The following is a 12,905-nucleotide window of genomic DNA, read 5'->3' on the forward strand; positions in this document are numbered from 1 at the left end:
GGTAAAAGTTGAATGTATTCTATAAAATTTCAAATTGTATATGATTTTTTAATAAAAAAATTGTTGATATTTTTGCTGATAATGGTAAAGTGCATGATTTTCAAATATTAAAAAATTCAAATCTTGAATTTTCAGAAAAAACAATAATTATTGGTGATTTAGGATATCAAGGTATACAAAATATTTATAAAAATACAATAATACCAATTAAAAGAACTAAAAATAAAAAATTAACTAAACAAGAAAGAAAATACAATAAGATTGTATCTAAAATTAGAATTAAAGTTGAACATGTCTTTGCTTGATTGAAAAGATTCAAAATTTTAGTAAATAAATGTAGAAAATCTAAATTTAGACTTATGTACTTAAGATTTAACTTACTTTGTGAAATTTTTAATAAAATAAAACCATTAAAATAAAAAAAATATTAAAAATATTTTTTTAAAATTTAAATTTTTATCGAGTTAATATAAAAATATTATTAACAATTTTTTGTTTAAAATGTAAACTCATTTTTTAAACTATTTTTTCAAAAAATATTTATTTCTATATTCAATAACACTAAATAGTTTTAAAACAATTTTATTGACAATTAATTAAATTTAATTACGGAATATGTCCACAGTTAGAATATTTTTCTGGTAAAAGTTGAATGTATTCTATAAAATTTCAAATTGTATATGATTTTTTTAATAAAAAAATTGTTGATATTTTTGCTGATAATGGTAAAGTGCATGATTTTCAAATATTAAAAAATTCAAATCTTGAATTTTCAGAAAAAACAATAATTATTGGTGATTTAGGATATCAAGGTATACAAAATATTTATAAAAATACAATAATACCAATTAAAAGAACTAAAAATAAAAAATTAACTAAACAAGAAAGAAAATACAATAAGATTGTATCTAAAATTAGAATTAAAGTTGAACATGTCTTTGCTTGATTGAAAAGATTCAAAATTTTAGTAAATAAATGTAGAAAATCTAAATTTAGACTTATGTACTTAAGATTTAACTTACTTTGTGAAATTTTTAATAAAATAAAACCATTAAAATAAAAAAAATATTAAAAATATTTTTTTAAAATTTAAATTTTTATCGAGTTAATATAAAAATATTATTAACAATTTTTTGTTTAAAATGTAAACTCATTTTTTAAACTATTTTTTCAAAAAATATTTATTTCTATATTCAATAACACTAAATAGTTTTAAAACAATTTTATTGACAATTAATTAAATTTAATTACGGAATATGTCCAATTAAGAAATAGTAATAATTGTCAATTTTTTATTACTAATAATTTATATGATAGTTTAGTTTATTTAGCAGATAATAAAGGTTTAATTACTGATAACCAAATAGCACAACAATTAAGATTAAATGGAACAAATTTATATATCAAAGGTGTACTATGTCAAATTGTAATGGATGATTATATGACTTTTACTGATAATAATGAAACTAAAATTATGTCTTTTGTTTTAGCAACACCAAGAGCAATGAAAAGATATATGTTACAAAATACAGTTGTATATGTTCAAGATATTAATGATGGTAAAGTTGGAAGAAAATATTTAGTTGGGGGAGAAGTAACTGGTGAAGCAATACCCTATATAACAGATGAAGAAACAACTTCACGCTGAATGTTATGTGGAATTATTAATAGTGATAAAACTGATTTAAAAACTAAAATTACAATTTTAACAACTGATATTACTGCAAATGTTAATAACAATAATAGTGAATTAAATACACAAATAAAAAGTACTAATGAACTTAAATCATTAAATCCTAATTTAACAAATCCAACTATTAAATATTTTAGTGATGCACAAGGCAAAACTAATGTAAGTAATCAAAAACAAAAAGCAGGTGATTTATATATAACTATTATTGCAAATGTTAATGACTTAAATTATAAAGGAACAACAAATCCAATTAAAATAACTCTTAAATAAAGGACATTAATATCATGCCAATCGGTACAACTAATACAGCAATACTTTTAAACATAAATAAACCAAAACATACTAGAATAAGTAAACAACAAGAAAATAAAAGTTTTTGATGAGAAATTTAGAAATGATTGGTGTACAAGTAATAGCAGTAGCACTTGCTCCTTTTACTGGTGGATTAAGTGAAAGTTTTGCACTTGGATTAGGTGCAAGTGATTTAGTTGCTAGTATTAGTGCTGTTGGTGTAGAATTTTTAACTGATTTTACTATTAATCAAGTTTATGATTATTTAAAAGGAAATGTAACACCATTAAATACTTTTTTTAATATATTACCAGCATTTGCTGGAATTAATAAAATTAGTCGTGGTTATCGTACTACTAAATTTATTAATTTAGCACAAAAAACTAAAACATTAGAACAAATAGGTGTTAAAGAAGCAAAAAATTTACAAGAAATTATTAGTCAAGTAAGTGGAAAAGAAATTTTAACAGATAAAATTGTTGGTAAAAATCGTTATTTATTTAATTACAGTTTTGCTCCAAATCGTGAAACAATAATCCAAAATTTAGATTATGTTGCTGAAAGACAATATAAAAATAATTTTCAAAAATTAGAAGCACAAGAATTAAAAGATTATTTATTATTACAAAATACATTAATAAAATTAAGTCCACAATTAACTCCTAAATTTAAAATCAAAGATATTGAAAAAGCAAATAACTTTTTAAAAAAATATAATACTGATTTAAAAAAAGTATTATCTATGAACCAACATGATTGATTAAATTTAGTTCATACAATACACACAGAAAATAGATATGGAAAAACTTTAATTTTGGATTTACAAAAAATTCGTGCTAATGCTATTAAATTTAATTTTAAAAATAGTATTATTCATCAACTTGTTTTAAAAGCAAATCAAATTTTTAAATATTTTGATATTAGATTTTATTTAAAAAAAGGTTTAAATAAATTTTGAAAAGATACTTCATATTTTGAAAAAATACGAGAAAGTATATATAAATTACAAGAAAAATTTGAAAAACTAGAAAAACAAGCATTTGAAAAAATTAATAAATTAAAAGAAAAAGCAACTGATTTATTTACTAGTGCAGAAAAAAGAGCAATTAAACACGCACAATTAATTCCATTAAATTCACCAGTATTTATGGGTTGTAAAATTCAACCTTTGTCATTAGATAAATGTGCAATTACTATTTATCATCGTAATCCTAAATATAAACCAATTACAGTTGTTGATAGTATTCTTAAAGCAAAAACTTTTGTTACTCAAATACATCCATTTCATTGATATCGTTGATATAGTGGTTGATACATTGGTTATGGTGTTAATCGTAATAAATGATTAAAAGCAATAGCATTTGCTCCACCAGTTGTACAACAAGTAATTAGAGATAGTTTTAAAGTATATAGAGAAATATTTAGAATAATAAGAACTTATCATAAAGTAGTAAATGTTATTAATAATCCTATTGAAAATATTAATAAATCATTTAAAAATGTTGGTTTAAAGTTTTCAGTAAATACTTTATTTGGTACTTGATTATTACATCATTTAGAAAAATTTGCATATAGTCAAGTTGTAACAAAAAGTAAAAACTTAAAAAAAGGAAAAAATAAAATACAAAAAGAAATTGAACATATCACACATAGAAAAACTAAAACAAAAACTAAACATTATAAAAAAGCATTTTTTAAGGAATGATAAAATATGATTAATAAACTTTGAACTGGTGTCAGTCTTGAAAATTATAATAACTGATATCCATTAACTGGAAAAATTACAGAAACACCACAGCAATATATAAAAACATGACCAAATGTTAATGATTGATTTAAAACATTTGGAATACGTGCGCAAAATGATATTAATGCCTATCTTGATTTTATTTTATCTAAATTTCCTTTTGATAGTTTTAAAGATGAATTAATTAAAGAAACATTAAGAGATATGGTTTATGTAATGGTTGAACATTGAGTATTTAATCGTACACCAATTGAATTTAATGTTGATGCAACTATTCAATTTAATAATGGTAATCAATTTAGTGCAAGTAGTATTCCAACAATTAATGTTTGAGATTTAGCACCTTATACTAGAAATCAAGTTGATGAATTAATTAAAGAACAAAAAGAATTTACATTATCAAAACAAATGAAATTATATGATGATTTAGTTGATGATAATGAAAATGAAATATATAGGGGTCCTGTTACAAATTTTATTAATAAGGGTTATGTAGCAACAGATTATGATAAAGAAACTGAAACTATGATTTTAGATTGACCTGATGAAATTGGTACATTACCACCTGACGCATTACAAAATAATCCACAAATTGGGGATTATAGACATGCACCAACTTGTGATTTTTCTGCTAAACAACAAAAAAGAATTACTACAAATGAAAATAGTATTAAATTATTAGAAACTAAAGTTGATAATAATATCAAATTATTAGAAAATAAAATTGAGATTAATAAACAAAATATTGATGATATTAAAAATAACTGATTTAATATTGAAACTAGTCCATTATGAAAAGAGATATCTAATGAACTTTCAACTGATAATTTAAATAAAGAAATATTAGTAATATGAGGTTATATTTATGAGAGTAATATTTATAAATATAAATATACTAGAAAATCTATATTTAAATTAGATGAAGAATCTGCAATAAAATCATATACTCTATTAGATACTTTTTATTCAGATGAAACTAATAATATTAGATTATATTTAACTTGCGTTAATTATAAAATTCGCGCTAGTGCTACACCCGGAACATATTATTCAGGATTTATTTCTAAAATATATCAATATCAAGGAATAGATACACCAACTGAATTTATAGCAGAAGAAAATACTGAACGTGATTATTATACAAAACTAGAAACTAATAATTTATTAGATAAAAAACAAAATAAATTAATTGCTGGTGAAAATATTAAGATTGATGAAAATAATAAAATTAGTGCTATTGGTGGTTCTACTGATTTAACTGATTATTATAAAAAAGAAGAAATAGATAAAAAATTAGAAGATACAAAAGCATTATTTCCAATTGCTTTTTCTATGAATGCTATTGGTCAAGAAATTCCTAATTTAGAAACTACTAATAAAACTATTGCTGGGGCTGTTAATGAATTAAAAGAAAAAATAAAAGACAAAAAATTTTCAAATGATTATTTTAAATATAATACTGAAACAAATGAAATTTTATTAAATGATGAAGAAAATTCATTACTTTGTAGGGATTTATTAGAAAATAATGAATATAAAATATTAAAAACTCAAAATAAAAAAATATTACAAGCAATTAATGAAATATTAGAAAAACAACCACAACCAACTCCAACTATAAATAATTGAAAAGAAGTAGGAACAAGAGAAAAAAATAAATGAGATTATTGACAAATTACTTATGATTTTGAAGAGAATAAACATTATAGAGTTTATTATTCTTGAAGTATATATAATCCAGTTTATACTATTCAAGAATTTATTATAACTAATAAAAAATTGCTGGTGTACAAATACAAACCTTTAATGATAGTGCTAATATAGTAATTTTATCAGTTCAACATGCAAAATTGATTACTATTTATACTGTAAAAGGTAATTTAAAAGGTAATGTATGAAAATTAGAAGAATTACAGGAATAAGATTATGTTTTTTAAAATTATAAAAATTATTTTAGCTTTAATTGGTGTAATTCTATCATCTGCAACTGTTGGTTTAATTATATTTATTATTGTAAAAATTATATTAAAAATTAATCAAATATTTTAAAGAAAGGTGGTGAATATTATGTTAAGTTTATTTAAAAGAAAAGATAAAACAAATATTAGTGATAATCAAAATGAAAAAGTAAAATTTTTAACCAATAAAAATAAAAGTACTCATGCTTCTATTTTAAATTATTTTGGTTTTAATGATTTTAATCATGAAACTTATTTCACTGATTTTGTAGCAGAAAATAATGCTAATTTATATAATGCTCCATTAGATATTAATAATGAAACTATTAAACAATACTTAATTCAACAAGAATTTTATAGAAAAAATTGAAATTCTATTTTTAAATTAAGTAAATTAGGAATTAGTGGTTATTTAATTTATATTGCTAATGATGACTTATATTTTCAAGTAGTAGATATTCAACAAAGAGTTTATGATATTACTGGTAAATTAATTCAATGTACTATTTTTTATGATAACTATGAACAAAATGTACAAACAGTAAGACTATTTGAAGTTTATACATTAAACAATGAAGAAGTAACAATTAATCGTGCAATTTATAGTATTAGTGATAATAAAAAACAATTTCCATTAGATTTTAAATCATTTATTAATAATCCTAATCTATTACAAGAACAAACACTAAATATTAATTATATACCAATAGCAATTATGCGAAATAAAGCAAATGAGTTAGCAGATTGTGATAAAGTAATGGATAAAATTAAAGCATTAGATGTTATTTATGAGCAAATTGTTTTAGATAGCATTTTAAATTCACCTAAATTTATATTTAGTCAAACTTATGGTAATGTTCAATCAACATTAGAAGAAGCAGTAAGAACATTAGTTACTAAAAATTACATATTTAAAAGTGGTGGAGATAATAATGAACAAAACGAAAATATCAATATGACAAATAGTAATTTTAAAGGTAAAAATTTAACTGATATATATGATTGAAATGTTAATGAAATATTTAAACGTTGTGGTATTCATATACCAAGTCAAAAGAAATCTGCACAACAATCAGTTCTAGAAAGTACAGCTGTAAATATTTCAACCATTAATTATATTGAACAAAAATTATGGCAATTTAATATTGATATTCTTAAATTTATTCAAATATTAGTACGTTTAGATAAAGATTTATTAAATAGTAAAACATTTAATATTAATGATGAACAAGAAATTAATAATTTAACAGTTAAATTAAAATTATTTAATCCCGAAAATAACCAATTAATAGGAGAAAACAATGGAAAACAACAACAAACCACAAACGAAGTTTCCACAGAAACAAACTAAACTTAATCAAGCAGAAGTAGAAAATGATTATTTAATTGATAATATTCCTTATGATTTTACTAATATGATGAGTGCTACTAGTGACCCAGATATTAATAGAGCATACGATGAATTTAAAAAAAGAACAATATATATTTATGAAATTGAACGTTTATTTAAAAATAATGAAAATAATAGTTTAAAATTTTCAGCAAATACTATTAAAATTGGATTTATTGATATTGATAAAGTGTTAAAAACTACTGCTGTTGAAACATCTGATTTTACTATGCAATTAAATCAAAGAGCAAGTACTAATATTAATGACAATACAATTGAATATAGTATGACTGATATTAAAAATTTAATATTTCAAGAAATAAATTTATTAAATCAATTTAAGTTATATGCTGTATCTATCAATGAACCATTAACTGAAAATAATATTGATAATTTATATATCATTAATAATTATTCACAACCTTATCAAAATCCAAAAACAAGAAGTACTAAAAGTATAACTATTATAAAAATTAAAGACTTTAAAACAAGAGATGGTTATCCAATCATTATTAAATTACAAAAACCATTAGAAAAAGATACCAAGGTTAAAAGTATAACTTTAAAATTTCCTAAAACAATGTTATTTGGCAATATAAAAGTAAATGGTGAAATTGATGGATTAAAAGTATCGCCAAATTTATTAATTGCTGATGATAACCAATTATTTCCATTATATGCTTTACCAATTCAAACTCAACCAAAAGTTAATATTTTACAACAATGATTTAGTGACCAAATTTTAGAGTGAAATATTGCTAAAAATTTCATTAATCAAAATTCTATTTTAGAATATTTAGATATTGGTGAAATTATACCTAATCCACCAGCACAAGAATTTAAACATGTTAAAAAAATTGAGTTTAAAAATGTTGAAACTATAACTACTAATGAAGACAAACAAATAGATAATATTCAAAAAGAACAATATTTTATGTTTTCTAAAGAAAATGAAAGTGATTACATATTAGCATATAATGATTGACAAAGTGGAGTTAATAAAGTTGGAGTTGGAGGAAGTAAAAACCAAAAAGTAAAAATGTCACAAGGTAAAACGGTACAAACTCATTGAAAAATTAATAATATTGATAGTGTATTATTAACTTATGATAAAGTTAAACCACTTACAACATTAGGAAAATTATTAATGGACATGTTAAGTTATACTTATAATTATCAAGCGAATTTTAAAGGTTATGACCCTAAATATGACGAAAAACATGATGATTTACCAGATATTACAAAATTAAGAAATGAATTTGAAAACCAAAAACCACATGATGTTATTACTAATTTATTTGAACAATGAAAATTAGATAATCCAGATTTTATTAATAATCCAAAAATAAAAAAATTTAAGCAAGTAGTTATGATGTTATCAAATTATATACTTTCTTACTTATCAATAAATAAAGGTTTAGATGATGATTATAAATTATTGTTACCCTATTATTTTGAAATAAAATCAAAACCAACAAGAAAATCAACTCATGATAGATGAAATTTTGAAAATGTTTATGTTGTTTTAAAATCTGAGTATTTTGATTTTACTGACCTTAATAATATTAAAATAAAAAACAAAAATATTAATCAAAATGAATGATTTAAACTAAGTAATAATCAATTTAATTGATTATCATTAACTAATGAACTAGAAAATAATAATATACCTTCATTATTACCACAAGATATGAGTTTAAGTAATGGTGAATATGGAAAGTATATGGTTAAAAGTATAATTAATAATGTTTTAGAATTATTAAAATTATTTAATAGTCAAAAACAATATTTTTCAAGTTGAGATTGATTTAATTTTGTTCAAAAAAATTATTTTAATGATACAGTTAAATTCAATATAGAAAAAGAAATTTCTAATTTACATAAAATAGAAATCTCAGGTATTTTTGGTGCTGGAAATTATGATATTTTATTAGAAATAGAAAATAAAATTATAAACATTAATAATATTTCATTATTTAATAATAATGATGAAACAATATCATATATTAATGTTGAATTTTAATCTCATCAAAAATATCCAGTAGGATACTTACCATCTCATTTTATATCTGTTTTATCTTTTTTATTATTTGCAAAATAAAATGAAACTGTACTTTTATCATAACGATGTTCTCATATAGTCCCCCCCAAATACTGCAGTATGGTCTGGTTTTAAATAAAAACTTAATTTTTGTCTTCCGTCTTTACATGCAAAACCTAAGGCAATACATGCAAAAATTAATGCTATAATAGTTGTTATTTTATAGAAATTTCTTTTTATTCATTTTTTTATTTTAGAGTTTATTTTTTCTTGTTGTTGTTCAACTTCATTTTGAATATTTTTTAATATCTCTTTACTATCTTGCATTTTAATCTCCTTTTTTAACTTTTTATTTTTTCCCAATTTTTCAGAAGTTTTTAATCATTTTGGTAATAATTCATGTTCTAAATTAATTCCATGATTTTCACAAAGAAAAAGACTAAATGTTTTTGATTTTAAATCTAATAATACAATATTACTTCATTTGTTATTACAATTTTTACTTTGACAAATAACATTCATTTTGTAAAATCTTTTTTAAAGATTTCAGTTTATTTATACTTTTTAACTCTTTTTCTCTATTTATCATATCTTATTCCCTTTTTCATAACATTTTATTATTTAATTGTACTTATTTTTGATTATTTTTACAAGTATGCTTTTAAATGCAAAATAACGCCTAAATTAAAGGCGTTATTTTGTGAGACCTATACTATTAATTATATTGAAATTGTTTATTATATTTTAAATATGAAAGCATTTTTTAAAATATTTTTTATTTTATTTAAAATAACACTTATATATTTATATAATAATTAAGTAAATTAATTTTTTAAATATATTTACAATAAATTTAGATTTTTTTAAAATAGTTAGGAGAAGTAAATGTGAATTTTAATTATAAATGAAATTTTAGAGAAGAAAGTGCAAAAATTGATAAATTAGTTTTAGAACATATAACAAATAAATGAGAAAAACGAGATTGAAGAATATTTAAAACAAGAGATAAAAAGAAATATAAAATTGTTGATTATCAATATCGAACTAGAAAAACATTATATGGAATGGTAACTTATAAAAGAAGAATTTATGAATATTTTGATGAAGAATTAAAAAAATGAGTTCGTATTTGTTTAGTTGATGAATGACTAGAATTACCTAAATATAAAAGAATTGGTGAAGATGTTGAACAAACTATTATTCAATATTTTGCTGATGGAAAAAGATATCATGATATTTGTGCTATTTGTAAAAAAGCAGGTATTAGTGTTAGTACTATTCATAGAGTTTTTAAAAATTTAGAAGTAATTGAAGCAAATCCAGTAAAAGTAAAACTAGAAAAAAATCAACCTATTTTTGTAGCAATTGATGACGGTCATCGAAAATTTTGAAATTTTAAACGTAAAGGTATAAAACATTCTATGCGATTAATAGTAACATATACAGATAATATTAATCACAAAGTACAAAATAAAAGAGTAAAAGCAATTATAAGACCAACAAAAACAGCAATTGGAGTTAAAAAAACTGCTGAATTTGTTAAAGAACATTGTCAAAAATTTTATGAAAATATTGACCAAGCAAAAATAATTATTTGTGGTGATAGTGCAGGATGAATTAAAGATGTAGCAGATTATTTAGGTGCACAGTTTGTTTTAGATAAATTCCATTTAATTACAACATTATATCTTGGAATAATGGCGGGAAATAAAGGAAAATATTTAAAAGAATATAATTACTGTAAAAATTTAATTAATAATGGTCAATATGAACAATTAATTGATTATTTATATAAAGAATTAGATAATCATAAAAAATTAAAGAAAAAATATTTTAAAAATAATAAACAAGGTATTGAAAATCAAGGTGCAAAATGAAATATTGGTTGCTTTACTGAAACTAATATTTGACATGTTTTAAAAGAAATGCTTGGTAATAGAACTTATAATATTTCAATTTATATTAAAATGGTTATTTTTAAATGTAATAAAATAAATACAGAGATGCAATTATTATAAATTAAAATTTAACTTTTTTTTAAAAATCAAAATAGAATAAAACTTATTAAATGTGTTTTAATAAGAATTTTTGTTGTGTATAAATATTAAATTTATTTTTTAATTTTTTAGTAATTTTTAAAAATAATCATTTTAGTTGCATTTAAGTTAAAAAAATTATATTATTTAAATACAATTTCATAAAATTCCAAATTATTTCTTGTCTAACATAATAATAAGACTATATGAATTAATTTATTCCGGATTTTTGACAATCTCCCTTTTTAATTTCTAACAAACTCATTGCTAATTCTAACGTTTCTTTACCTTGAACCATCGCATAAACTGCTGCTGGAATAACATTAAGAGCAGCATTTCCAATAATATTAGTAAAATCATTTTTCATATAACTTACTTGTGGTCCTAATAAAACAACATCCCATTTTTCACCTTTAGCAAAAGATGCTTTCGCTTCAATAGCACCTAATGCTTTCACTTCATAATCTAAATTTAACTCTTTAATATATTCTTTCATATTTGCTTTTAGTCTTAAAGTGCTCATACCAGCTGAACACGTAAGTAATATCTTTATCATCTATTTTCCTCCTAATAAACAAAAATCAAATATACATAACTAAGAATATTATACATTGATATTAGACTTCTTGCAAAACCTATCTATTAAAAATTAAATTTTTAAAATAAAATTAAAAATAAAAAAGATAGGTAATCTATGATGTTTGATAAATTAAAAACTATTAACAATCCAGAATTATTAAGATTAACTGGTATAAATGATATTATTTTTAATAAAATTCTAGAAATTTTAAAGACAGAAGAAGTAAAAAAGTTTAAAAATGGTGGTACACCTAATAAATTATCATTAGAAAATCGTTTATTAATGACTTTAGAATATTGAAGAGAGTATCGAACTTATTTTCATATTGCTAAAAGTTATGGAATTAGTGAAAGTAGTTGCTATAGGAATATCAAGTGAATAGAAAATACTTTAATAAAACATCCTGATTTTCAACAACTTGATGGGCAAAAATCACTGTTAAATAATAATTTTAAAGATAAAACAGTTATCATTGATGTGACTGAAAGTACTATTCAACGCCCAAAAAAAGTCAAAAACAATATTATTCAGGAAAAAAGAAAAAACATACAATAAAAACTTAAGTCATAATTGAAAAAGATAGTAAAAAAATTATAAGTTCTTATTTTTCTTATGGTAAAAATCATGATTTTAAAATTTTAAAAAATTCAAAAACGAAATTTTTATCAGAAACAACTATTTTAGTAGATTTAGGATATCAAGGTATACAAAACATACATAAAAATGTCTTATTACCTAAACGAAAATCAAAGAAAAACCCTTTAACTAAAGAAGAAAAGAAAAATAATAAGGCTATTTCAAAAATGAGAGTTGTTATTGAACATGTTTTTGCGATTCTTAAAAAATTTAAAATTATTAGTGAAAAATATCGAAATAGAAGAAAAAAATTTGCATTAAGATTTAATTTAATAGCTTCAATTTATAATTTACAATTATTAATTTAAATATATTTGATAATTTAATATTTTATTTTTTTATTTGAAATAATAATTTTTGTTGTATTTTAATGACAAAAAATAAAACATATTTTGAACAATAATTTTTAAAAAATATTAAAAGTGTTATTAAAATAAATTTTTAAACTTAAAAAATGTGATTAATATCATAGTTTTGCAAGAAGTCTATTAAATTCAGAAGGTAATTTAAGAAAATATGATGGTGCTTTTGAT

The 12,905-nt window shown here is 20.9% G+C and carries 10 protein-coding genes and 1 pseudogene; 9 read left to right on the forward strand and 2 right to left on the reverse strand.

Annotated elements, in window-relative coordinates; translation table 4 throughout:
* Positions 1 to 8 precede the first annotated feature (8 nt).
* The 7 genes from AACL24_RS01530 (at position 9) to AACL24_RS01560 (ending at position 9,102) form a co-directional block, all read left to right on the forward strand.
* Positions 9 to 419, forward strand: coding sequence for a transposase family protein (locus AACL24_RS01530; RefSeq protein WP_339046744.1), 411 nt, complete (start codon positions 9 to 11; stop codon positions 417 to 419).
* A 233-nt stretch (positions 420 to 652) separates the two neighbouring features.
* A complete protein-coding gene (locus tag AACL24_RS01535; RefSeq protein ID WP_339045908.1) occupies positions 653 to 1,060 on the forward strand; it encodes a transposase family protein in 408 nt (135 codons plus the stop codon).
* A 369-nt stretch (positions 1,061 to 1,429) separates the two neighbouring features.
* A complete protein-coding gene (locus AACL24_RS01540) occupies positions 1,430 to 1,963 on the forward strand; it encodes a hypothetical protein (RefSeq protein ID WP_339048218.1) in 534 nt (177 codons plus the stop codon).
* 109 nt (positions 1,964 to 2,072) lie between these two features.
* Positions 2,073 to 3,692 (forward strand): hypothetical protein, encoded by a 1,620-nt coding sequence (locus AACL24_RS01545; protein WP_339048220.1) that lies wholly within the window; start codon positions 2,073 to 2,075, stop codon positions 3,690 to 3,692.
* Between the two features lie 3 nt (positions 3,693 to 3,695).
* Positions 3,696 to 5,555 (forward strand): hypothetical protein, encoded by a 1,860-nt coding sequence (locus AACL24_RS01550; protein ID WP_339048222.1) that lies wholly within the window; start codon positions 3,696 to 3,698, stop codon positions 5,553 to 5,555.
* 243 nt (positions 5,556 to 5,798) lie between these two features.
* Complete coding sequence (locus AACL24_RS01555; RefSeq protein ID WP_339048224.1) at positions 5,799 to 7,040, forward strand: hypothetical protein; 1,242 nt, start codon at positions 5,799 to 5,801, stop codon at positions 7,038 to 7,040.
* Positions 6,991 to 9,102, forward strand: a complete 2,112-nt coding sequence (locus tag AACL24_RS01560) for a hypothetical protein (protein WP_339048226.1) — start codon at positions 6,991 to 6,993, stop codon at positions 9,100 to 9,102. Before AACL24_RS01555 ends, AACL24_RS01560 begins: the two co-directional genes overlap by 50 nt.
* Before the next feature lie 93 nt (positions 9,103 to 9,195).
* On the opposite strand, the gene AACL24_RS01565 is transcribed toward AACL24_RS01560, so the two are convergent.
* Entirely contained in the window at positions 9,196 to 9,642 is a 447-nt protein-coding gene (locus AACL24_RS01565; protein ID WP_339048228.1) for a hypothetical protein, read from the reverse strand.
* 365 nt (positions 9,643 to 10,007) lie between these two features.
* Here AACL24_RS01565 and AACL24_RS01570 point away from each other — a divergent pair, with 365 nt between their 5' ends.
* Positions 10,008 to 11,138: an Mbov_0401 family ICE element transposase-like protein gene (locus AACL24_RS01570; RefSeq protein ID WP_339048230.1), complete on the forward strand. Its 1,131-nt coding sequence runs from the start codon at positions 10,008 to 10,010 to the stop codon at positions 11,136 to 11,138.
* Positions 11,139 to 11,367: 229 nt separating this feature from the next.
* Here AACL24_RS01570 and AACL24_RS01575 read toward each other — a convergent pair whose 3' ends face one another.
* Entirely contained in the window at positions 11,368 to 11,712 is a 345-nt protein-coding gene (locus AACL24_RS01575) for a PTS sugar transporter subunit IIB (protein ID WP_339048232.1), read from the reverse strand.
* 138 nt (positions 11,713 to 11,850) lie between these two features.
* Between AACL24_RS01575 and AACL24_RS01580 the strand changes: the two are divergent.
* Positions 11,851 to 12,680, forward strand: a pseudogene (locus AACL24_RS01580) (IS5 family transposase).
* The last annotated feature ends 225 nt before the right edge of the window (positions 12,681 to 12,905 follow it).

This window comes from Spiroplasma endosymbiont of Colias croceus, assembly GCF_964020095.1.
GTDB lineage: Bacteria > Bacillota_I > Bacilli_A > Mycoplasmatales > VBWQ01 > Spiroplasma_E.